Here is a 21615-nt window from a genome sequence, read left to right as displayed (position 1 = left end):
GCGCTCACTCTCCGACTGATGGAGCAGTTCGTCTTCTTCGGCGGCAAGGGCGGGGTCGGGAAGACGACCGTCTCGTGCGCGTACGCCCACCGCTGCGCCCGCGAGGGCCTCCGGACGCTCGTCGTCTCCACCGACCCGGCCCACTCGGTGTCGGACGTGTTCGACCAGCGGTTCGGCGACGAGCCGGAGTCGGTCACCGGGGTCGAGGGGCTCGACGCGATGGAGATCGACCCCGAAGACGAGATGCAACGGCACTTAGACGAGATCCGCGAGTCGCTTTCGGAGCAGGTGTCGGCGGCGATGGTCTCGGAGATCAATCGCCAGCTGGAGATGTCTCACGGGACGCCCGGCGCGTACGAGTCGGCGCTGTTCGACGCGTTCGTCGACGTGATGCGCACGGAGAGCGAGCCGTACGACCGGGTCGTCTTCGACACCGCGCCCACGGGCTCGACGCTGCGGCTGCTCGGGCTCCCCGACTTCCTCGGGGACTGGATCGACCGGCTGCTGTACAAGCGCAAGCAGTCGATCGACCTGTTCGAGAAGGCCGCGGTCGGCGACATGGAGCCGCGACGCCTGCTGGAGGGCGACCCCGTGATCGAGCGGCTCCAGCAGCGCAAGGAGTTCTTCGAGTACGCCGGCGAGACGATGCGAAACGAGGCCGCCTTCTTCCTCGTGTTCAACCCCGACCAGCTGTCGGTCAACGAGACGGCGCGGGCGATCGAGGGGTTCACCGACCGCGACCTGCGCGTCCGCGGCCTGGTGGCGAACAAGCTCACGCCGTCGCCGGACGACGACGAGACCGGGCGCGGCGCGCGCTACCTCCGCGAGAAGGTCGAGACCGAACGGGACCGCCTCGCGCAGGTGCGCGAGGGGTTCGACCCGCCGCTCGTCGCCGAGATCGAGTCGCGCACGACGGAGGTCCGCGGCGACGTGCTCGCCGACGTGGCCGCGTCGCTGGACGTCGAGCCGTGACGCGCGGCGCGCCGGCCGAGTTCCGCCGGACCGCACCGCCGCCCCGGATCGCGCGCGAGGTCGATCGGGGCGACGACGGATCGGATTTTATCTATTAACTGGAGAAATAAATCGAATCCCCGCGGCGACGAAAGTGCGACTGGCAGATATTGTCGTTAACCATCATGAACGAAAGTAACGTTTAAGTTCGGCATAGTGAACCGGTACCACGAGGCAGGGAACTCATGACAAGTGTAATTTGGATCGTCGTCGCCGTGCTCAGTACGTTCACCGTGGGATACATGGGCTACTCGCGGTACCTCTCTCGGTTCGTCGAACTCGATGACGACCGGGAGACGCCGGCACACAAGTACGAGGACGGCCAGGAGTACGTACCGGCGAAGAAGCCGGTGCTACTGGGGCATCACTTCTCAAGCATCGCGGGCGGCGCGCCGATCGTCGGCCCGATCACCGCCGGGGCCATCTGGGGGTGGGTCCCGGCGCTTCTGTGGGTCGCCATCGGCAACCCGCTGATGGGCGCGGTCCACGACTTCATCTCGCTGTCGGGGTCGATGCGACACGAGGGGAAGTCGATCGGGTACATCATCGGGGAGTACGTCGGGGAGCGCGGCAAGAACATGCTGCTGTGGTTCGCGTTCCTCACCATCATCCTCGTGGTGGCGGTGTTCGCCTTAGTCGTCGGAATCGTGTTGAACGCGTTCCCGTCGGCCGCGACCGCGAGCCTCGTGTACATCGGGCTCGCGTTCGCGTTCGGGGTCTACCTCTACCAGCTCGACGGCCCGTTCCTGCCGGGGACGGTCGTGTTCGTCGCCGGCGTGTTCGCGGGCGTCTGGCTCGGTATCCAGTACCCGCTCGCGCTGTTCCCGGCGGTCGAGACCGGCGCCTACCCCGCGGGGACCATCGTGCTCTTCGAGTTCCTCGGGAACGGCGCCTGGCTGCCGGGCGCCGTGATGAGCGCCGACGCCATCCTCCAGCCGAACGTCGCCGCGTGGGTGCCGGTCATCCTCATCTACGCGTCGCTCGCGAGCGCGCTCCCCGTGTGGGTGCTGCTCCAGCCGCGCGACTACCTGTCGTCGTTCCTGCTGTACTCGGGCGTCGGCGGGGCACTCCTGGCGATCATCGTCGGCACGCTGCTCGGCACCTCCGCGCAGCCGCTGACGATCGACCCCTCGATCGGGGCGTACATGGGCTTCTTCGGCAGCGAACTCGCGATCGACACCAGAGGGATCACGCCGCTGTTCCCCCTGCTGTTCGTGACCATCGCCTGCGGGACGATCAGCGGCTTCCACTCGCTGGTGTCGTCGGGGACGACGGCCAAGCAGCTGAACAAGGAGAGCGACGCGCGCCTCATCGGCTACGGCGGCATGCTCGGTGAGGGGCTGCTCGCGTCCGTCGCGATCTCGACGCTCGCGGTGGCGGGCGCGACCTCGGCGGCCGCCGGCGGCGGCATCGGCGGCGCGCTGCCGAACTTCGCGACCGGCGGCGGGATCATCCTCACCAGCCTCGGGATCCCGCAGAGCTTCGGCGCGCCGTTCATGGCGCTCGTGCTGGTGAGCTTCCTCCTCACCTCGACCGACACCGCGGCGCGGCTCGGTCGGTACATGATGGAGGAGATCGTCGGAACCCGGGGGAGCGGGACGACCACGGGGTTCTCGACCGACCTCGGCAGCTTCGCGAAGGGGCGGTACACCAACCCCGTCGTCCAGTCGCTCGTCGCGTACCTGCTCGTCATCTCCGGCGAGTGGGTGACGCTGTGGGCCCTGTTCGGCGGCGCGAACCAGCTGCTCGCCGCGCTGGCGCTGCTCGCGGCGACCGTCTGGCTCGCCAACTGGGACGAGTCCAAGCAGCTCGCCTCCACCGGCGTCCCGATGACGATCATGGTGACGATCACCGTCCTCGGGCTGTCGTGGGTGGCGCTGTGGGACAACCTCTATCAGAAGCTCATCCTCGGGAACGTCACCGCGCTCAGCGGACAGATATCGGCGGTGGTCCAGATGGGCTTGGCGTTCGTGCTCATCTATCTCGCGCTGTCGCTCGTGCGCATCGGCTACGGCAACATCACGAGCGTGCGGGGCGGGAGCGGGGCGGCCGCCGAACCGAGCGACGACTGACCGGCGCTCCGGTCGCGTTCGTCGCGGAACGGATTTTTTCGCCGACTCGACGGCCCGGACGGGGAGCGACGGCGCCGCCCGGTCGGCGGCTCAGCTCCAGAAGCGCTTCGCGAACCGCGAGAGGAACCCCTCGTCCTGCGAGTCGACCCGCTCCCACAGGCGGAACGCGGCCGCGGTGTCGGCGTTCTCGCTGGCGACGAGCGACTCTCGGTCGGGCGCGACGACGACGAGGTTCACCTCGTAGTGGCCGTAGTACCCGAACGTCAGGAGGGTGCGGTCGCGGAACCCGTCGACGAACTCGGCGACGTCGTCGGGGATCCGGTCGGCGACGAGGACGACGGTGACGTCGGTGCCGTAGTGCTCCTCGTGGGCGTCCACCCGCTCGTCGGCGACGCCGTGGGCGAACTCGACGAGCCGCTCGGCCTCGTCGACGCTCGGCGTCGCCACCCGGCGGGCGAAGACGAACTCTCGCATGTCGTGGTCCGCGTAGCTCAGCGCGGGGTGGAGGAACTGCTTCTGGTTGCGCATCCGCATCTCCGCGGTCATGTCGAACCGCTCGCCGTCGACGACGACGTCGCGGTCGAGGTCGTAGCTGTACATCAGCCGGTCGGAGACGCGGTCGAGGTACTCGTCGTCGTAGTCGGGGACCGCCTCGCGGATCTCCGCCGGCAGCTCCTCGGGGTCGCGACGGGGGGCCTCGCCCGGCGCCGCGTTCTCACTCATCGTCGTCGGGGTCGTAGGCGACGGCGTCGCCCGAGGCCGGCGGGGCGCCGATCGCCAGCACCGTCACCGGGTCGTCGGCGTCGGCCGGGTTGTACGCGCGCTGCGGGCTCTCGGGGTCGACGACGAACAGGTCGTCGGCCGGGACCTCGTAGGTCTCGTCGGGCGTCTCGACCGCGAGCGTCCCGTCGAGGACGTAGAACGCCTCCTGTTGGGTCTCGTGGTAGTGGTACGCGAGCGGCAGCTGCTCGCCGGGCGCCGCCCGGAACCGGTTGACGGCCGCCGCGTCGAGCCCTCCGGGGTCGGACAGTTTTCGACACTCGCAGGGGCGGTCCGGCTCCGGTTCGACGGCGTCGACGTCCACGACGCGATATCCCATGCGAACGCATTCCACGGAGGGGGTCAAAAGGGCGTCGGCGGCGGTAGCGCGCGGCGGTTCGGGCGGCGGCGGTAGCGCGAGGCGGGCGCGAACCCGCCTCGCTCGGGGTGAGCCGCGGATTTAAGACCCGCGACACCGTATCGCACGGCGAACGACCATGACAGACGGGGCCGACCGGACGGACGCCGACGAGTCGGTCGAGGCGGAGGCGTGCGGGCGCTGCTCGATGTCGACGGTCGTCGGGGCGGTCGCGAAGGACCAGTCGCCGGAGGAGCGGGCCGAGCGCGATCCCTTCCGGGGCGACCGGATCGAGGTCGACGAGTCGGCGGTCCGGCGCGTCTCGCCCGCGGGGTACCTCGGCGACCTCAAGGATCGGCTGGACGCGTTCGCGCGCCGGGTCGCGTACGGTAAGTAGCGTCGGCCGCGGCTCGGCCGTCGACCCGCGAGCGGCAGGTCACGTCAGTTCGGGGAGACTTATACGCGTCCGTTCCGTAACGGTGGCAACCGATGGAAGAGAGCATCTCCGGCTTCAAAGTGCGCGGCGACTGGGGCGACGTCGTCGAACACGGCGAGCGGATCGCCCTCGCGCTCCGAGAGGTCGGCGTCGACGGCGACGCCTACTACGAGTTCGACGAGTGGCGTCCCAAGACCCACGAGCGGATCGACGAGGACGTCTCGGAGAAGACCGCGGCGCAGGCGTCAGTCGACGAGGGGGAAGGCGAGCGCGCGGGGCAGTCGCCGGGCGACGACCTCCAGACGGCCGGCGAGAAGCTCACGGAGTCCTACGAGAAGGTCGAGGAGAACGACACGGAGAGCGCCCGCGAGAGCTGGGGCGAGTCGATCGAACACGTCGCCCGCGCGGCCGACTCCGCCAGTCGGAAGGCGCTCCGGAAGGTCGAGGACGCCGTTTACCGCAACGTGATGACCCAGATGGCGCCGTACTACTTCGACAACGAGCTCGTCAGCGCCAACATCCAGGAGGTCGCCCGCGCCGAGGACGGCGAGACGTTCGTCTTCGAGGTGAACGTGAACGACGACGAGCTGAAAGACGAGGTGTCCGCGGTCCTCGACGAGTACGAGGCCGATATCGACCGCTGGCACGTCGAGGCGGAGAAGCGGACGGAGGACGTCGCGGCCGCCGAGGGCGTCGAGCCGCCCGCCGAGGAGGGCGGCCCGGACTCGACGACGACGTGATCGGTCGCTTTTAACTCGCTGACCGCCGAATCGCATCCATGAGCGAGGTACTCCGAGTCGAGGCGGGCGAGCTGTCCGCCGACGAACTCATCGACGCGCTCAACGACGGCCGGCGGATCCTCGTCGACGTGGAAGTCGCCGGCGCCAACCACGAGGTCGCGCTGCGGTACGACGGGGAGACGTACCACTGCGACACGCCGACGAACCTCCACCGGCACGCGGACGAGTCCGGGATGCGGGGCTGTCTCGACCAGATGGGCTACGCGGCCGAGGAGTGACCGCGCCGCGCGGGGATGACGGAGGTTTAACACCGCCGCGCGCGGAACGAGTGACATGAGCGACCCCGAGATAGAGGACCTCGTCGGCGACGCCTCCCCGTCGTTCGAACACGTCCTCTCCTGCGTCTTCGGCGTGCGCGACCACGAGAGCCGCGCATACCTCGCGCTGTTGGAGTACCCGGGCAGCACCGTCTCGGAGCTCGCCGACGCGCTCGACCGCGACCGGTCGAACGTGAACCGGTCGCTGTCGACCCTGCGGGAGAAGGGGCTCGTCGAGCGCCGCCGCCGGCTGCTCGACTCCGGCGGCTACGTGTACCAGTACACCGCGATCCCGGTCCCGGAGGCCAAGCGCCGCCTCCACGACGCGCTCGACGAGTGGGTCGCGGACGTCCACGACGCCATCGACGGGTTCGACCCCGACGAGCGATGAGCGGGCGCTGCGGGCGCGTTCCGGTTACGACTCGTCGCCGTTCCCCTCGCCGTCCCCGTCCGCGCCTGCCGTCAGCCCGTCGTCCTCGGGGCGGTCGAGCGCGCGCTCGGCGTCGTGGTACTCGGAGTAGCCGTCGAACCACCGGGCGATCCGCTCGATGCGGTCGACGACGTGCGCCGGCTCGCCCGACCGGGAGAGCTCGTGGCCCTCGCGGGGGTACCTGACGAACCGCGTGTCGACGCCGTTCTTGCGGAGGATCCGGTGGTACAGCTCCGCCGTACAGATCGGCGTCCGCGTGTCGTCCTCGGAGTGGATGAGCAGCGTGGGCGTGTCGACCGCGTCGGCGTGGCCGGTCGGCGACTGCTCCCAGAGCCACTGCGGCTCCTCGGAGGGCACCGCGTCGAAGTCGCCCTCGACGAGCTTGTAGGCGGCGTCGGTCGAGCCGTAGAAGCCGGTGAGGTCGTAGACGCCGCGCTGGGCGACGGCCGCGCGGAAGTAGTCGGTCTGCCCGACCGCCCACGAGGCCATGAACCCGCCGAAGGAGCCGCCGGTGACGAAGGCGTTGTCGGCGTCAATCTCGGGGCGGTCGGCGACCGTCTCGACGCCCGCCATCACGTCGTCGAGGGTGACCGCGCCCCAGTCGCGCTCGATCGCCTGCATGAACGCCTCGCCGTAGCCGGTCGAGCCGCGGGGGTTCGACCAGAAGACGGCGTAGCCCCGGGCGGCGAGCGTCTGGAACTCGTGCCACATCGTCCCCGCGGTCGACCACATCGCGTGCGGTCCCCCGTGGATCTCCACCGCGAGCGGGTACGGCTCGTCGGCGTCGGCGGCCGCGTCCCCGTCGGCCGCCGGCGGCGTCAGCAGCCACCCCTGGATCTCGACGCCGTCGGATTCGAAGCGGACCTCCTCCGGCTCGCCGACCGCGCGCTCGGCGAGGTAGTCGGCGTTCAGCTCCGTCAGCCGCGTCGTCTCGTCCGCGGCGGCGTCGTACGCGAACGCGTCGCCGGGGTGGTCCCACTCGCTGGCGGCGTAGGCGACGGTCACCGACTCGGGGTCGGCGCCCGCGTCGCCGCCGACCGTCGCGCCCGACACGGTCCCAGGCCGAAGCAGGCGCTCGGGCTCGGCGCTCCCGTCGGCGGGGACGTGCCACAGCGCGGTCTTCCCCTCGTCGGGCGTGGCGAAGTACAGCGTCTCGTCGTCCGGGCCCCACTGCGGCGCCGTGTCGCGGGCGAGCCCGCGGTCGATACCGCCGGTGAGGTCGGTGACGGCGCCCGACTCGGCGTCGAGGACGCGGAGGTCGGTCGGCTGCATCGACACCTGCTCCGGCTCCGCGTGCGTGAAGGCGACGCGGCCGTCGGCGGTCGCCGCGAGCGCGGCGCCCCAGCCGGTCGTCGTGTGGACTGCCTCGGACTCGCCGCTCGCGAGGTCGTGGGCGCGGATCGCGATCTCGACGGAGTCGTCGGGGTCGTCGCCGACCGCCTCGGTGTAGTACAGGGTGTCGGCGTCGCCCCACGACGGGGCGGCGAAGTCGGCGTCGCGGTCGGTGACGCGCTCGACGGCGCCCGACTCGGCCGGATCCGGGTCGGTGACGCCGCCCACCGAGGCGTCGGCGTCGACGACGTAGACGCCGGGGCGCCGGCCGTCGAAGTAGCGCTCCGCGGCCCGGTAGACGGTCCGGTCGATGACGCGCGGGTCGGGGTGCTCCTCGGGCTCGTAGCCGTCCGGCACCGCGAGGTCGCGGTCGGCCTCGCGGTCGCCGGCGGTCACGGACTGGACGAACGCGATCCGCTCGCCGTCGGGCGACCACGCGATCTGCGAGACGCCGCCGACGGCGTCGGTGACGCGGCGGGCCTCGCCCCCGTCGAGCGGGAGGACCCACAGCTGCTGGCGGTCGTCGTCGGCTCCGCGGGTGGAGGTGAACGCGAGGCGGTCGCCGGAGGGGCTCCAGCGCGGCTCGGCGTCCGAACCCTCCGAGAGGGTGAGGCGGCGCGGCTCGCCCTCGCCCGCGGCGTCGACGAGGTACACCGTGGTCTCGTAGCTGTCGTCGCCGTTCGGCTGTCGGCGCACGAAGGCGACGCGGTCGCCGTCCGGCGAGACGCGGGGGTCGGACGGGACCGCGAGATCGTGGTAGTCGGCGGCGGTGATCGGCTCCATGCCCGTCACTCGGACGGGGGAGCCAAAAGGCGTCGGGAGGCGGAAAGGCGGTCGGCGGTCGATATTCTCGGGCGGGGACGATCAGTCGCCGCCGTTGTCGAACGCGAGCGAGACGCCGTCGCCGTCGACGGTCGCGCCCGCGGCGCAGACGGGGTGTTCGAGGTCGGCGCCGAGCAGTTCGGTCGCGACCGACCCGGCGTCGGTCGCCGTCAGGTCGTACGGCTCGGGGGCGTCCGTCTCGTAGGTCGCGACGACGGTCGGCTCCTCGACCGACTCGACGAGCAGCGCGTCGCGGCGGACGGTGCCGATCGTCGCCGCGTCGGCGCCGACGACGCCGGCGACGCGGGGCGTGTCGTAGTCGTCCTTCTCGTAGTCGAGCGCGAGCAGCGCCGACGCGAGCGCGTCGCGGGTGGGGTAGCCGCGCGCCAGCTTCTCCGCGATCGGGTCGACGTGCGAGCCGTTGCCGAGGACCGCGAGCGGCTCCCCGGTCGGGGTCTCGACCGCCCGCGCGCAGTTGTACGAGACGTACGGGTTGTCGGTCTCGGGCGCGTCCGCCGTCGGCCCGACGGTGAGCGTCCCGCCGCGGTCGCGGACGCGACGGTTCGGGAACGAGCGCGAGGAGACGCGGTAGCCGCCGATGCCGGGCGCGACGACGACGAATCGTCCGACGTACATACAGGGTCGTGCGGATTCGGTCCTGTAAAGCGCGTCGATATGCCCACGAACGCGATCCGGCGAGAGGTGGTCGGCCCCGGCGCGGCCACCCCTCCCTCCCGACCGCGCCCCGCCGGGAAGCCGTCCCGTCAACCGATCGCACGGCGGCCGCAACGCGCAACGCTTACAAAGACGTACTGGCTATTGATGAGTACGGAGTCCATTGGGGTAGTGGCCAATCCTGTTGCCTTCTGGGGGCAACGACCCTGGTTCGAATCCAGGATGGACTACTTCTCTCGCGTCTCGCTTCGCCTAGAACCGAGCGGCGCCGCCGTCCCGCGGTCTCCAGTCGAAACGAAGGGGTGGCAGCGGAGCGTCCGCGGTCACTTCTCGACGTCCAGCAGCGCGACGCGCTCGCGGACGGCGTCGGCGAGGCCGCCGTTCGTCGCGGCGAGCTCGCGGTCGGTGACGCCGTAGAACTCGCGGACGCGCTCCTCGTCGAATCCGGTCGCGGGCGCGTCCCCCTCGGCGAGCTCGGCCGAGTCGAGCGCGAGTCCCCGGACCGCCTCCACCGCCCCGTCGAGGTCCGCCGGCGGACGGTCCGCGCCGGGCACGTCGCCGAAGTCCGCGGCGAGGACGACGGCCCGAGGCTCGTCCTCCGCGACGCCGAGTTCGAGCGCGCGGTCGATCTGTCGGCGCCCGGCGGCGTACAGCAGGACCTCGACGCCGGGGTCGCGCGCGACTGCCTCGCCGCGGGCGATAGCCCGGGCGGCGAGCCGCGCCGCCTCGCGGAGCTGCGTCCCGGAGACGACGAGGTCGGCGTCGAACGCCTGGACGACCGCGCCGGTCTCCGCGGCGATCCCGTCGAGGTCGGCGAGGAACGCGTCGAGGTCGGCGACCGCGAACGCCCCGGCGACGAGACGGACCGCGGGGGCGGGCGCCGGCTCCCCGTCGGCGTCCGTCGCGGGCGCCGTCATCCGAAATCACCCAGGCTCGCCTGCCCGTCGCCGTCGCCGTCGGCGTCCGCGCCCGCGGTCGCCGCCGCGGAGGCCGAGCTGTCGGGGTCGACGCCGTCGAGCGAGGGGTCCTCGCGGCCGGCGTTCTCCAGGATGCGCTCGGCGGTGCGCTCGCGGCCGCGGAGCGCGCCGAGGACGACCGCCTTGTCCGCCTCGCGGAGGTCGGCGCGGCTCTCGATGCCGGCTTCGTAGAGGCGGCGGGCGCGCTTGCGGCCGACGTTGCGGACGCCCGCGAGGTCGAGCAGCTCCTCGCGGACGCCGTACTCCAGTCGCTTGCGGGCCTCGCGCACCTGGACGACCACGTCGCCGTCGATGCCCTCCACGTCGCGCGCGAGCGTCTCGGCGGCGCGCAGGAGCCACTCCGCGGTGTCGACCTTTCCGCGGATGTCGCCCGGCCCGACGCCGTACCGCTCCGCGATCCGGTCCTCGTCGACCTCGTTCGCCCAGTCCTCCAGGAGGCGGCCCGTCTTCAGCGCGGCGAGCCAGTCCTCGAACCGCACGTCCTCGTACTCGGAGGGGGTGTCGCCGAGCAGCTCGGCCTCGCGCTCGTAGCAGACCTCCGTGTACTCCTCGCGGTCGCCGGACTTGAGGTACAGCTGGTAGGTGTCCGGCGTCCGGCTGACGAGGTGATAGAGGCCGAGCGGGGTGACGGCGGGACCGTCGCCGGCGTCCGACTCGGTCGTCTCGGCGGGCTCGTTCCCGTCGTCGTTCGCCCGCGTGTAGGTCGTGAACCCGGCGTCGTCGGCGTCCGCGTCGGGGCCGGGGGCGGCGCCGTCGGCGGGCACGAAGTCGCCGGCGCCCCCGTCGTCCGCGCCGTCCGGGACGGTGCGGAGCCCGTCGAGTATCTCGGCCGCGCTCATCGGGTCGAGGTAGAGCCGCGAGACGGTGTGACCGATGCCGGTCGCCGCGAGGCCCTCGCTCCCGCCGTCGCGGTCGCGCTCGACGAAGCCGTTCACGTCGAGGTAGTCGAGGACGGTGTCGGTGACGGCGGCGAGTCGCCCCTCGTCGTCGGTCTGGGTCGCGTAGAGGGTGTTATCGAGGAAGGAGAGCAGCCCGTCTCGGGTGGCGGCGAAGCCGGACGCGACCGTCGCGAGGACGTGCGTCCGGAGCGCGGGCTCGGCCGCGAGCTTCGAGCGGACCGGCTCGGCCTCGGCCCAGACGTACCGGTCGAACAGCTCCTCGCGGGTGTCGGCGCTGTTCGCGAGCAGGACCGCCTCGCCGTAGGGGTCGAGGCCGGGGCGGCCCGCGCGGCCGCACATCTGGTGGACTTCGAGGACGTCGAGCGGCTTCATGCCGCCGAACTCGCCGTCGTAGCGGCGCCAGTCGCGGACGATCACCCGGCGGGCGGGGGTGTTGACGCCGGCCGCGAGCGTCGGCGTCGCGGAGACGCACTTGATCAGCCGGTCGCGGAACGCGTCCTCGACCAGGCTGCGGTGCTCGCTCGCGAGCCCGGCGTGGTGAAACGCCGACCCCCGCTCGACCGCGTCCGCGAGGTCCTCGGAAGTGTCCGTGTCGGAGACGCCGCGGATCTCCTCGGCGAGTTCGCGGAGGCGGTCGCGCTCCTCGCCGGTGAGCCGGGGGCCCGTCACGTCGGTCAGCTTGCGGGCCGACGACTCGGCGTTGCGTCGGGAGTTGACGAAGACGAGCGAGGAGCCGCCCTGCCCGTCCTCCTCGGTGTCCAAGGCGTCCGCGACGAGCCTCGCGGTCTGGTCCTCGCCGCGCTCGACGGGCACCTCGCGCTGGCTCCCGTCGTCGAAGTTGATCGCGTTGCCGAAGTGGACCCCGGTGCGGAGCGCGATGGGCCGCCAGTCGGACTCGACCAGCTCGGCGTCGAGCCAGTCGGCAATGACGTCGGCGTTACCGACGGTCGCGGAGAGCGCGACCGTCTGGAGGCCGGGGTTCACCTTGCGGAGCTTCGCGAGGGTGACTTCGAGCGTGGGGCCGCGGTGGGAGTCGTCGACGAGGTGGACCTCGTCGCTGACGACGCAGGTGAGGTCGTCGATCCACGGCGCGCCGTTGCGGATGAGCGAGTCGACCTTCTCCGAGGTGGCGACGATGACGTCCCGGCTGGCGAGCCACTCGCCGTCGGAGTCGTAGTTGCCCGTCGAGACGCCGACCGTGACGCCGTGGTCCTCCCAGCGCTCGAACTCGGCTTTCTTCTCGCTGGCGAGCGCGCGCAGCGGGACGATGTACAGCGCCTTCCCGCCGCGTTCGACCGAGGAGAGCATCGCGAGCTCGGCGATCAGGGTCTTGCCGGACGCGGTCGGCACGGCCGCGACGAGGCTCTCGCCGTCGGTGACGCCCGCGTCGACGGCCGCCTCCTGGGGCGGGTACAGCTCCGCGACGCCCTCCGCCTCGAGCGCCTCGCCGACGCCCGCGGGGAGCCCGGAGAGCGAACTCGGTTCCATTACCGGAGTCTGGGCGCCGACCCGATTTAAACCGTCGGAAGAGCGCGATGGCGGGAGACGACGAAGGCGGCCGCGACCGCCGACGGCGACGGATACGCACAAACAGAACCGCGGTGGCGCGTGCCTGCGAGCGGCCGGAGCGAAGCGGAGGTCGCGAGGAGCACGCGCGAGGGACGCGGTGAGCGTACGGGCGACCGCAGGGAGCCCGGAGCGAACCGCGAGGCTGGGGCTTCGGCGGCGGCCCTCACGAGAGCAGTCGCTCACGAGGGATCGGGACGGACGCCGTCGATCGAAAGGAAATACGCGTTAGGGAGCGACGCCGACCGTCAACAGCGTCCCCCACGTCCGATACCGGTCGACCATCGCCTCGCGCGTTTCGTACCCCTCGGTCGGGAACTCCGACGCCTCCGGAATCTCCACCTCTCGATCCGGAATCGCGTCCTGTTCGGCGACGTACAGCCCGGCCTCGCGGAACGCCTCGCGGTACTCCTCGCGCGACCACAACGTCATCTCGACCGAGATGTTCTCCTGCCACGCGTGGGTCGTCTCGCTCTCCTCGAAGTAGTTGACCGCGCAGTAGAAGGTGCCGCCCGGCCGGAGTACCCGACGAATCTCTTCGAGGGTGTGGACCGGGTCGCTCGCGTAGTAGAACGCCTCCATCGAGAAGACGTGGTCCAGCGAGTCGTCGGCGAAGGGGAGCTCGTCGAAGTCGCCGACGAGGTAGCCGACCGCGCCGTCGTCCGTGTACTCGCGGGCGTTGGTCGCCATCTCCGGGGCGCCGTCGAGGCCGTACCCCCGCCCGATTCCCCGCTCGCGCAGCGCGCGGAGCGCGTAGCCGGAGCCGGTCCCTAGATCGAGGACGGCGTCGCCCGCCTCGACCGGCATCCGCGCCAAGACGTGTTTCGCGGTGTGCCAGTGCCGGTCCTCCATGCCGCGGTCCTTCCCCGCGGCCGCCCACTCGTCGAACTCCTCGCGAACGCTCATACCGGCCGAACGGGGAGAGCGGTGAAAAACGGCGGTGTTTTACCGACTCCGGTCCCGGAGGTGGACATGAAACGCCCGCGAGCGCTCCGCCGACCGCACTTCCGGGTGGCCGACATTGCCCAGCAGTCGGTCGGCGGCTTCCTGCTCGCGGGGCCGTTCGTCGTCACCGCGGAGGTGTGGGAGCTCGCCGCGGGGATGAACTGGATCCAGGCCACCGTGACCGCCGTGCTCGTGGGGCTGATCGGCTACGCCGCGCTGTACCGGGCCGACACCGGCCGCGACGTGGACGAGGAGCCGGACCTCGTCGGGATCCCGACGCGGTTCGTCTCGCTGATGACGGTCGCGTTCGGCTCCGTCCTCCTGCTCGCGCTGATCTTCGACGCGCCCGAAACGTTCCTCGTCGAGGGCGGGATCGGCGACGGCGCGGTGGTCGCGACGACCGCGAAGGCCGTCGCCGTCGGCGCCGTGTTCAGCGTCGTCGGCGCCGCGACAGCCGACAGCGTGTTCTAGTTGGGTTCGAGCCGGTCGGTCCTCACAGCACGACCGAGACGACCGCGAAGAGGATCAACACGCCGGCGATGTCACAGAGGTTCGTCACCACCGGAATCGTCGTGTCGTCGGGGTTGAGCCCGATCCGGTAGGACGCCTCGACGGCGGCGACGCTGGCGGCGACGACGAGCGCGGCGAGCGCCATGCCGGAGACAAGCGAGATCAGTAGCACCCGGCCGAGCGCGAGCGATCCGCCGAGCGCGAGCCCGATGGCCCAGGCGGCGATCCCGACGGCGCCGAAGACGGTCGCCGCGAGCGCGAACACCGCGCCCGCGTTCGCCCGGAGCGCGGGGTTCGACGGGCTGAGCTCGTAGGTCCCGAGGTACAGCTGCGTCGTGAGCCGCGAGCAGGTGATCGACGCGAGGTTGCCGGCCGTCCCGATCTGGACCGGGACGAGGACGAGCAGGGCCGGGTACCGGAGGAGGACCGCCTCGTAGGTCTCCAGCACGGTGCCTGAGACGAGTTGGAGCACCGACAGCGCGGCCAAAAGCGGGATCATCGTCCGGACGATCCGCCGGACCGACCACTCGTCGACGACGGTCGACTGCGGCTCGGTCACGAGACGGCCCCCACGACGGCCACCCCGACGAGGAGGAAGAACACCCCGAACACGTCGCCGAGCGTCGTGACGACCGGCCCGATGACGTTGTCGGGGTCGAGCCCGCGGCGGTAGCCGACGAAGATGACCGCGATCAGCACGGTGATCATGAGGACGGCGGAGAGGAAGCCGGCGACGACCATCACGCCGACCAGCTGGAAGAGGCTGCCGCCGTCGCCGAACAGGACGAGCGTCGCGTAGGTGACGACCGCGATGAACACGGAGACGGTCATCCCGTTGAGGAAGGAGGCGACGACGGCGTTGGTGAGCCGGCGGTCCGGGCGGAACCGCGGCTCGATGATCCCCTGGTGGAGGCCGGTCGAGAGCCGGGCGCCGAGCGAGCCGTACACCCCGCCGCGGGTCGCGAGGAACGCCGGCAGCAGCAGCAGGAGGCCGGGGACCTCCGCGATGTTCGCGCGCATTGTCTCGGAGGCGAGTATCGTCCCCGCGAACAGCCCGGCGATCAGGCTGACGGCTATCACCGGGAGCGCCTGCCGGTAGACGTCGCGCGCGGAGTCGTGCCCGGGCATCGACCGCACCGACGGCGGGCGGGGCAAAAAAACCGACCGGCGCGACCCGAGAGCCGTCGGCTTGCGGGCGGTCGGCCGACCGACAGACGCACACCTATCAGAACTTCCAAACGAAACGAAGGGGTGGACGCGATCGAGCGCAATGCCGGCCGGACGCGGACCGAGCGACCCGCTCGCGTCCGACGGTCTCGGACGCCCCGGCCCGCACCGTTAAGTCGGTCCGGCGAGTTCCAATCCCATGGACTACTCCCTCGCCATCGAGAACGGGCCGGAGGCGATACCGGGCGGGACCGGACTGCTCCTCATTCACCCGAGCATCGGCGAGACGGACCGGATCGACACGGACTTCCTGAAGACCGACACCGACGCGTTCCTCGTCGTCTCGACGCGGACGACGGCGCGCGAGGTCGAACAGAAGCTGGAGTACTACGACGTCGACGAGACGAAGGCGACCATCCTCGACACGCTCTCCGTCGAGCGCGGCTACTCGCGCCGCACGTCCGACGACGTCTACTACGTCTCCGCGCCGGACGACCTCGACGGCGTCGTCGACCGCGTCGAGCGGTTCCTCACGGAGAACGAGGGGAAGCGACGCGTCTCCGTCGACTCGCTCACCGAGATGGCCTACTACGCCGACGACGACGCCGTGTACGAGGCGGCCGCCGAGATCCTCGACCTGCTCGACGAACACGACGCGGTCGGCATCTTCCACCTCTCCGAGGAGGTCCACGAGGTCGCGACCCTTGACCGGTTCCGCGACCTGTTCGACGGCGTCATCGACCTCGACGGCGACGGCGACGTCGTCGTCGACGTCTGAACGACGGTTGCGGCCGCCACGGCGACGCTACTCCTCGTCGACGAGCGCGGCGAACGTCTTGTCCGCCCACGCGACCGCGTAGGGCGCCCCGCGTTCCCGGTAGGCGGTCGTGTCGAGCGCGCCGTACGGCGCCGGCGGGTCGAGGTCGTGTTTGACCGCCGAGCAGGCGTACTCCGTCGCGGCCGGGAAGTCGGTGTCGCCGCGCGCCACCTCGCCGGAGAGGTCGCCGAGCCGCCCGGAGAGCCGGTCGCCCGCGTCGACCCAGGCGTCGAACAGCCGAGGATACTCGTCTTCCCACGACGCGAACGCGTCGCGGGCGTGGAGCCCGACCCACGCGTCGAACAGCGCGTTCGCGACCTGGAAGACGTCGGTCGGACCGAACCCGGTCGTCGACTCGCCGGTCTCCGGGTCCGGGCGGCGGATCGCGGCGTCGAGGTCGCGGTAGCGCTCGCCGAAGAAGGGCAGGAACGACTCGGGGAGGCCGACCGGGTCGCCGCCGTTCGAGGCGTCGCCGTGGACCGCGCCCGGCGCCGGCTCGCGGCCGATCTGAACCAGCCGCTCGGCGATCAGGAACGCGAGGAAGTCGTCCGGCGTCCCCTCCGCGCGGCGCTTGACGAGGACGGCCGGCGGGTCGGTCTGCGCCGTCCGGACGACCGTACCGTCGCCGGGCAGCCCGACGGTGAACGCCGGCCCGGCGTGCTTCCGGAGCAGGTCCGGGACCGAGTCCGGGAGCCACTCGGCCGGGTAGGAGGCGGGGTCGAGCCCGTCGACGAAGAGCCCGAGGTCCTCCGCGGCCGCCGGCGGGAGCGTCTCGAAGTCGGCGTCGACGTCGAGGACGGGCGACCCGGGCGCGTACCGGTCGCGGACCGCCGCGAGGTCGTCGTCGAGCGACCGGGACGAGAACATCAGGCGAAGACGTACGAGAGGACGATGAGCACCGAGAGGACGGCCGAGACGCCGATCGTACCAACCACGATCTGGGTCGATTTGTTCATGCGTGTCACTGGGCGCGCCGGTCGTTAAAATCATCCGGTCCGCGGCGACCGGGCGGCGATTTTATGTCGTCGGGGGAGAGTGCGGAGGTATGCGAGTTCGCGACGGGGTCGAGGCCGACGCCGCGGCCCTCGCGTCGATGACGGGGCGCCCCGAGGGCGTCGTCCGCGACATGATCCACGATCGGTCGGTTCGCGTCGGCGTGACCGACGGGGCCGACGCGGACGCCGGCGACGACACCGCGGTCGACGCGGTCGCGGGGTTCGTCGCGTTCGACGTGCGGGACGGCGTCGTCCACGTGACGAACGTCGAGGGCGCCCCCGACCCGGTCGAGCGCCTGTTCGAGGAGCCGGTGGGGTTCGCGACCCGGGAAGGGATGACCGTCGAAGCCGTCCTGCCGGCCGACGGAACCGCGGCCGACGCGGCCGAGGCGGTCGGGTTCCGGGCGGTCGGCTCGGGACCGCGGATCGACGGCGCGACGACGCGGTATCGGTTCGATCCGGAGGAGGGCGGTTGAGAGCCGGTGAGGTCGGATCGATCCGGTCAGTCGAACCGCTCTTGCACGATGCCGAGCGCCTCTTCGCGGTCGTCCCAGTCGACGAACACCGCGACGGAGGTGGCGCTGGTGATCAGGTCGATGATGTTGATCCCGGCGTCCGCGATGGGCGCGATGATGTCCTGGATGACGCCGGACTGGTTGGGGAGCTCGCCGCCCGTGACGCGGATCACGGCGATGGGGTCGGCGACGGTGACCGAGGAGAGCGCCTCGTCGGTGACGACCGCCTCGTGGAGCAGCGCCTCGGCGGTCTCGGCGACCTCGACGTCGACGTAGAAGGTGACCGAGTCCATGCCGGAGGCGACCGCGTCGATGTTGATCTCCTCGGCGCGGAGCGCGTTCGAAAGCTCCGAGAGGATCCCGGGTCGGTTGCGGATCGCCCGGCCCGCGATGGTGAGACACGCCAGCGGCTCCTCGCGCATGTCGATCAGGCTCTCGAACTCGCCTTCGATCCGGGTGCCGCCCCGGAGGAGGTCGCCGTGCTGGTAGTGGACGACCCGGACGGCGAGGTCCTCGTCCTTGTACGAGAGCGCGGAGGGCGCGACGACCTCGGCCCCGCGAAACGAGAGGTTTCGCAGCTCGTCGACGGTTATCTGCCCGACGTTGCGCGCGCCCTCGACGACGCGCGGGTCGCCCGTCATCACGCCCTCGACGTCGGTGACGATCACGACCTCGTCGGCGTCCACGTAGTTGCCGAGCATCACCGCGGTCGTGTCCGACCCGCCGCGCCCGAGCGTGGTGACGTTGCCGTCGTGGTCCTCGGCGAGGAACCCGGTGATGATCGGGACGACGCCGTCCATGTCGGCGGCGACCTCCCGCGCGCGCTTCTTCGTCTCCGCCACGTCGACCTCCCCGAGCTCGTCCGTGATGACCGGCCAGTCAGGGTGGCCGGGTTCGAGGAAGACGGCGTCGACGTCGCGGACCGACAGGGCAGCCTTCAGCATCCGGACGCTGGTGCGCTCGCCCATCGAGACGATCTCGGCGCGGTCGGCGTCGTCCGTCTCGAAGGTGATGTCGTCGAGGAGGTCGTCGGTGGTCGACCCCATCGCGCTCGCGACGACCGCGATCTCGTGGCCGGCGGCGACCGCGCTCGCGACCGAGTCGGCCGCGCGCTCGATCCGGTCGCCGCTCCCGAGGCTCGTGCCGCCGAACTTCGCGACTACGCGCATGCGGCTACCTCGTCGGAAGCGCGAGGCGCTCGGTGTCGGGGGTGTGGTCGGCGGCGGGCGAGCGGGACGGCGCGGCCCGAACCGGAGCCGGAGTCCCGGCTCGGTCTGCGGCGATCGGTAAACATGCCACTGCGTAGCGGAGGAAGCCGGATAACAGTATCCTCTTCGACAAGGGTCGCCCGAATCGCAGAACCGCACGAAAGGACGGGGGAGACACCGGGAAATCGAAACGAACGATCACCGGAGATCTGGACGGCGTCGATCGACGGGGGAAGCAGTCGCGGAACGCGGCGTGGCGACCGCGGAACCGAGGGGCCGGGGAGTCGGGGAGTCCGGGCCCGCGGGGTCGGGGCGGAGAGGTCCCTACTCGTCCTGAAGGCCCCACGCGTCGGGCATCTCGATGACGTACCGGCCGTCCTCCTGGAGGGAGATGATGTACTCCTGTCTGTCGTACAGCTCCATCAGGTTGAGCTCGTACTGCCCGGGGCTGACGATGCGGATGCTCTCGAACTGGTCGTTCAGTTCGTCGCGGAGCGCGTCGATGCCGGGCTGGGGCTCCTCCGCCGCCGGCGTCTCCGCGGGCTCGACGTCGCGGCTCGCGCGGTCGAGTTCGTCCGGCGACACCACCTCCGAGCGGGCGCTCGCCTGCGCGGTGTCCTCGTCGCTCCGGTCGGCGATCTGTTCGGTGCCGTCGGACTCGCCCGTGGCGTCGACGCTCGCGGAGGCGTCGCTCGGCGCCGCGTCCGCGGGCTCGGTCGGACGGCGGTCGGCCGCGGGCTCGTCGGTAGTCGGCGCCGACGAGTCGTCCGGGCCCGGTGCCGTCCGGTCGGACCGGTCGGGAGCGGACTCGGACGCCCGGCCGCCCGCGTCGGCGCCGGCGTCGTCCGCGGCCCCGGCGGGCTTGAACTGGAACTTGTTCCCGCCGCAGTCGGGACAGCCCGACAGCATCTCCTTGGAGCCGTCGGGGAACGTCCGCCCGCAGGAGGTACACTGGTGGGGCATCTACTTGCGGGAGACGAGCGTGCTGATGAGGTTCTCGTCTTTGTGGAGGGTCTCGATGCGGTTCGCCGGGCCGATGACGGTGAGCTTCTGGGTCGACTCGCGGCCCATCAGCTTGTCGAGGAAGCTCTGGTCGCCCGCCTCGGCCTTCGGGTACGTCTCTATCTCGATGCCTGTGAAGTCGTCGGGGCTGATCTCGGTCATCGTCACCTCGATGAGCTTCGACTCCTCGTCGGGGGAGAGCCCCTCTTCGAGGATGACGATGTTGCCCTCGCGGACGCCGTCGAGGATGAGCCGGATCTTCTCCATCCCCGTGAGCCCCTCCATCCGCGCGCCGCTTATCATGTCGATCCGGACGCCGTCGTCGCCGTCGTCCGGGTCGTCCGCGGCGTCGACGTTGGCTTTCGGGCCAGGCATCAGCCGAAGTACTCCGCTATCTTGGTGTACACTTCGTCCATGTTGTCGCCCTCCAGCGCGGACAGCGGGATCGTCTCGTGTTGCGGGAAGGCGTTCGCGATCTGCTGGACGTCCGACCCCTCCAAGTCCGTCTTGTTCGCGAGGATGAGCGCCGGCAGGTCCTGCGACTCGATGATCCCGATCAGCATCGTGTTCACCTGCGTGAACGGGTCGGTGGTGGAGTCGAGCACGTAGATGACGCCGTCGACGTCCTCGCGGAGCCAGTGCATCGCCTCCGCGACGCCCTCGGTCGCCTCGCGCGACCGGCGGACGGCGTCGTCCTTCTCCATGTCGTGGTCGAGGAACTCCTTGTAGTCGACCTTCGTCGTCACCCCGGGGGTGTCGACGATGTCGATGGTGACCTTACGCCCGTTGCGCTCGATCTCCACGTTCTCCTTCCGGCGGGCCCGGCGAGTCTCGTGGGGGATGTGGCTCTCGGGCCCGACGGCGTCACCCGTCCAGTCGCGTGCGATCCGGTTTGCGAGGGTCGTTTTGCCGGCGTTCGGCGGTCCGTAGATCCCGATCCGCTTGGGCTCGTCGGCCGCGAACAGGCCGTCCGTGACCCGCGATATGCTGTCTCTGAGATTCGTGAGCAGTCCCATCCTGACCTCCAGTCCGTGTGTGGTTGACCCGAACACCGCGGTCGTTTCGCGACGCCGTTCGATCCGCGCGCTCGACGCCCGTTCGGGGAATTACGGTAGGGTCCTCGCCGCTCTCACTTAAGAACTGCGTCAGACATCCCCGATCCGGAGCGTCGACGCCGGACGGACCCGAAACGCGGGACCGGTCACGTCTCGTCGCGACCAGTCACCGGTTACGCCTCGTTGCGACCAGTCACCGGTTACGCCTCGTCGCGACCAGTCACCGGTTACGCCTCGTCGCGACCGGTCGAGGGGGCGCTCGCCTCGTCGCGACAGGTCATCCACTACCATTTCGACGGGAAGTACGACCTGATGTCCTCGTTCCTCGAATACATCATCGACCAGTACGAGGGGAGCGTGGTCGTCGACGGCGGGGCGGACCCGCGGACGGAGCTCCGAGCCCGCGTCGACCAGTGTATGTTCGGCCCCGAGTTCGAGGAGTTCAGCCACTGGGACCGGATGAAGGTGTACCACGAGCTGTACACGCACGCGCAGAACGACGGCGAACACCGCGAGGTGTTCAACGAGCACTACGATCGCATCCGCGGCGGCATCGTCGAGGTGGTCGAGGAGGGGATCGAGGAGGGCGTCTTCCGAGACGTCGACGCGGAGCGGATGGGCCAGCTGGTGACCGACATCATCCACGCCGCCCGCGGGCGGCGGATCTCGCTCGGCCACGAGGACGCGCCCGAGGAGGCCCGGCAGGCGATGGACGAGTTCATCTTCGAGTCGCTCGAACGGACCGAGAGTAGCGGAGCAGGCGAGCAGTCGAACGGGAGCGAGTAGGAAGGCGGCAAGAAGTAGGAAGGCGGCAAGAAGTCGAAAGAGTCGCTTCCGGCCCGTCTTGTGCCGTCAGGAATCGTCGACCGCGACGAGCCGCGGACCGGCCCGGTCGCGGCCGTTGCGGCCGTCGCGGAGCCGGTTGGACCCCTCGAAGCGGACGACGTCGCCGTAGCCCGGCTGGGGTCTGTCGCTACCCGAGACAGGTCGGTGACCAATCAGGGTCG

Annotated in this window: 24 protein-coding genes; 10 read left to right on the top strand and 14 right to left on the bottom strand. The window is 70.8% G+C overall.

The genetic code is table 11. From position 1 onward, the window contains the following. Positions 1–18 precede the first annotated feature (18 nt). Positions 19–972 carry a TRC40/GET3/ArsA family transport-energizing ATPase gene (locus tag EXE50_RS10740; RefSeq protein WP_053770282.1) on the top strand — a complete coding sequence of 318 codons (954 nt, stop codon included), beginning with the start codon at positions 19–21 and terminating at the stop codon, positions 970–972. 224 nt (positions 973–1196) lie between these two features. Beyond that, positions 1197–3083, top strand: a complete 1887-nt coding sequence (locus EXE50_RS10735) for a carbon starvation protein A (RefSeq protein WP_053770281.1) — start codon at positions 1197–1199, stop codon at positions 3081–3083. Between the two features lie 90 nt (positions 3084–3173). Here EXE50_RS10735 and EXE50_RS10730 read toward each other — a convergent pair whose 3' ends face one another. Beyond that, positions 3174–3806 (bottom strand): hypothetical protein, encoded by a 633-nt coding sequence (locus tag EXE50_RS10730; protein ID WP_137705070.1) that lies wholly within the window; start codon positions 3804–3806, stop codon positions 3174–3176. Then, the gene (locus EXE50_RS10725) at positions 3799–4182 is read right to left on the bottom strand and encodes a cupin domain-containing protein (protein ID WP_137705069.1); all 384 of its coding nucleotides are present in this window, start codon (positions 4180–4182) and stop codon (positions 3799–3801) included. Before EXE50_RS10725 ends, EXE50_RS10730 begins: the two co-directional genes overlap by 8 nt. A 157-nt stretch (positions 4183–4339) precedes the next feature. Between EXE50_RS10725 and EXE50_RS10720 the strand changes: the two genes are divergently transcribed. The 4 genes from EXE50_RS10720 to EXE50_RS10705 all read left to right on the top strand — a co-directional run bounded on the left by EXE50_RS10720 (position 4340) and on the right by EXE50_RS10705 (position 6084). Further along, the gene (locus EXE50_RS10720; RefSeq protein ID WP_137705068.1) at positions 4340–4597 is read left to right on the top strand and encodes a hypothetical protein; all 258 of its coding nucleotides are present in this window, start codon (positions 4340–4342) and stop codon (positions 4595–4597) included. Positions 4598–4689: 92 nt separating this feature from the next. Then, a complete protein-coding gene (locus tag EXE50_RS10715; protein ID WP_053770277.1) occupies positions 4690–5376 on the top strand; it encodes a DUF5828 family protein in 687 nt (228 codons plus the stop codon). 38 nt (positions 5377–5414) lie between these two features. Beyond that, positions 5415–5654 carry a hypothetical protein gene (locus EXE50_RS10710; protein WP_053770276.1) on the top strand — a complete coding sequence of 80 codons (240 nt, stop codon included), beginning with the start codon at positions 5415–5417 and terminating at the stop codon, positions 5652–5654. 55 nt (positions 5655–5709) lie between these two features. Further along, entirely contained in the window at positions 5710–6084 is a 375-nt protein-coding gene (locus tag EXE50_RS10705) for a helix-turn-helix domain-containing protein (protein WP_053770275.1), read from the top strand. Positions 6085–6108: 24 nt separating this feature from the next. Here the strand turns inward: EXE50_RS10705 and EXE50_RS10700 are convergent, their stop codons facing one another. From EXE50_RS10700 to EXE50_RS10675, 5 genes are all read right to left on the bottom strand, one after another. Further along, positions 6109–8238, bottom strand: coding sequence for a S9 family peptidase (locus tag EXE50_RS10700; RefSeq protein ID WP_137705067.1), 2130 nt, complete (start codon positions 8236–8238; stop codon positions 6109–6111). A gap of 81 nt (positions 8239–8319) precedes the next feature. Then, a complete protein-coding gene (locus EXE50_RS10695; protein WP_121599866.1) occupies positions 8320–8913 on the bottom strand; it encodes an IMP cyclohydrolase in 594 nt (197 codons plus the stop codon). A gap of 362 nt (positions 8914–9275) precedes the next feature. Continuing rightward, positions 9276–9869 carry a KEOPS complex subunit Cgi121 gene (cgi121, locus tag EXE50_RS10685; RefSeq protein WP_137705066.1) on the bottom strand — a complete coding sequence of 198 codons (594 nt, stop codon included), beginning with the start codon at positions 9867–9869 and terminating at the stop codon, positions 9276–9278. Beyond that, positions 9866–12316 (bottom strand): ATP-dependent DNA helicase, encoded by a 2451-nt coding sequence (locus EXE50_RS10680; protein WP_137705065.1) that lies wholly within the window; start codon positions 12314–12316, stop codon positions 9866–9868. Before EXE50_RS10680 ends, cgi121 begins: the two co-directional genes overlap by 4 nt. 306 nt (positions 12317–12622) lie before the next feature. Beyond that, positions 12623–13300 carry a class I SAM-dependent methyltransferase gene (locus EXE50_RS10675; RefSeq protein ID WP_137705064.1) on the bottom strand — a complete coding sequence of 226 codons (678 nt, stop codon included), beginning with the start codon at positions 13298–13300 and terminating at the stop codon, positions 12623–12625. A gap of 66 nt (positions 13301–13366) precedes the next feature. On the opposite strand from EXE50_RS10675, the gene EXE50_RS10670 reads away from it, so the two are divergent. Continuing rightward, complete coding sequence (locus EXE50_RS10670) at positions 13367–13810, top strand: hypothetical protein (RefSeq protein WP_053770269.1); 444 nt, start codon at positions 13367–13369, stop codon at positions 13808–13810. A 22-nt stretch (positions 13811–13832) separates the two neighbouring features. Here the strand turns inward: EXE50_RS10670 and EXE50_RS10665 are convergent, their stop codons facing one another. Continuing rightward, positions 13833–14408 carry a magnesium transporter gene (locus EXE50_RS10665; protein WP_053770268.1) on the bottom strand — a complete coding sequence of 192 codons (576 nt, stop codon included), beginning with the start codon at positions 14406–14408 and terminating at the stop codon, positions 13833–13835. After that, complete coding sequence (locus tag EXE50_RS10660) at positions 14405–14977, bottom strand: magnesium transporter (protein ID WP_053770267.1); 573 nt, start codon at positions 14975–14977, stop codon at positions 14405–14407. The genes EXE50_RS10665 and EXE50_RS10660 overlap by 4 nt, the downstream gene beginning before the upstream one ends. Positions 14978–15215: 238 nt before the next feature. Here EXE50_RS10660 and EXE50_RS10655 point away from each other — a divergent pair, with 238 nt between their 5' ends. After that, entirely contained in the window at positions 15216–15794 is a 579-nt protein-coding gene (locus EXE50_RS10655; RefSeq protein WP_137705063.1) for a hypothetical protein, read from the top strand. A 27-nt stretch (positions 15795–15821) separates the two neighbouring features. Here the strand turns inward: EXE50_RS10655 and EXE50_RS10650 are convergent, their stop codons facing one another. Next, positions 15822–16700 carry a hypothetical protein gene (locus tag EXE50_RS10650; RefSeq protein ID WP_137705062.1) on the bottom strand — a complete coding sequence of 293 codons (879 nt, stop codon included), beginning with the start codon at positions 16698–16700 and terminating at the stop codon, positions 15822–15824. A 178-nt stretch (positions 16701–16878) separates the two neighbouring features. Between EXE50_RS10650 and EXE50_RS10645 the strand changes: the two genes are divergently transcribed. Further along, a complete protein-coding gene (locus EXE50_RS10645) occupies positions 16879–17304 on the top strand; it encodes a hypothetical protein (protein WP_137705061.1) in 426 nt (141 codons plus the stop codon). 26 nt (positions 17305–17330) lie between these two features. On the opposite strand, the gene EXE50_RS10640 is transcribed toward EXE50_RS10645, so the two are convergent. From EXE50_RS10640 to EXE50_RS10625, 4 genes are all read right to left on the bottom strand, one after another. Next, a complete protein-coding gene (locus EXE50_RS10640) occupies positions 17331–18512 on the bottom strand; it encodes an aspartate kinase (protein WP_053770263.1) in 1182 nt (393 codons plus the stop codon). 363 nt (positions 18513–18875) lie between these two features. Then, positions 18876–19514 carry a Zn-ribbon containing protein gene (locus tag EXE50_RS10635; RefSeq protein WP_137705060.1) on the bottom strand — a complete coding sequence of 213 codons (639 nt, stop codon included), beginning with the start codon at positions 19512–19514 and terminating at the stop codon, positions 18876–18878. Next, complete coding sequence (locus EXE50_RS10630; RefSeq protein WP_006114712.1) at positions 19515–19928, bottom strand: DUF2073 domain-containing protein; 414 nt, start codon at positions 19926–19928, stop codon at positions 19515–19517. It abuts the gene before it with no gap. Further along, on the bottom strand, positions 19928–20569 hold the full coding sequence (locus EXE50_RS10625) for an Era-like GTP-binding protein (RefSeq protein WP_006114713.1): 642 nt from the start codon (positions 20567–20569) through the stop codon (positions 19928–19930). The genes EXE50_RS10630 and EXE50_RS10625 overlap by 1 nt, the downstream gene beginning before the upstream one ends. A gap of 222 nt (positions 20570–20791) precedes the next feature. Here EXE50_RS10625 and EXE50_RS10620 point away from each other — a divergent pair, with 222 nt between their 5' ends. Continuing rightward, positions 20792–21394: a TetR family transcriptional regulator C-terminal domain-containing protein gene (locus EXE50_RS10620; protein WP_241982673.1), complete on the top strand. Its 603-nt coding sequence runs from the start codon at positions 20792–20794 to the stop codon at positions 21392–21394. Positions 21395–21615: the final 221 nt, after the last annotated feature.

Source organism: Halorubrum sp. ARQ200, from assembly GCF_005435115.1.
GTDB classification, from domain to species: Archaea; Halobacteriota; Halobacteria; order Halobacteriales; family Haloferacaceae; genus Halorubrum; species Halorubrum tropicale.
Note: the sequence above shows the minus strand (reverse complement) of the source record. Positions and strands in the feature narration are given on the sequence as shown.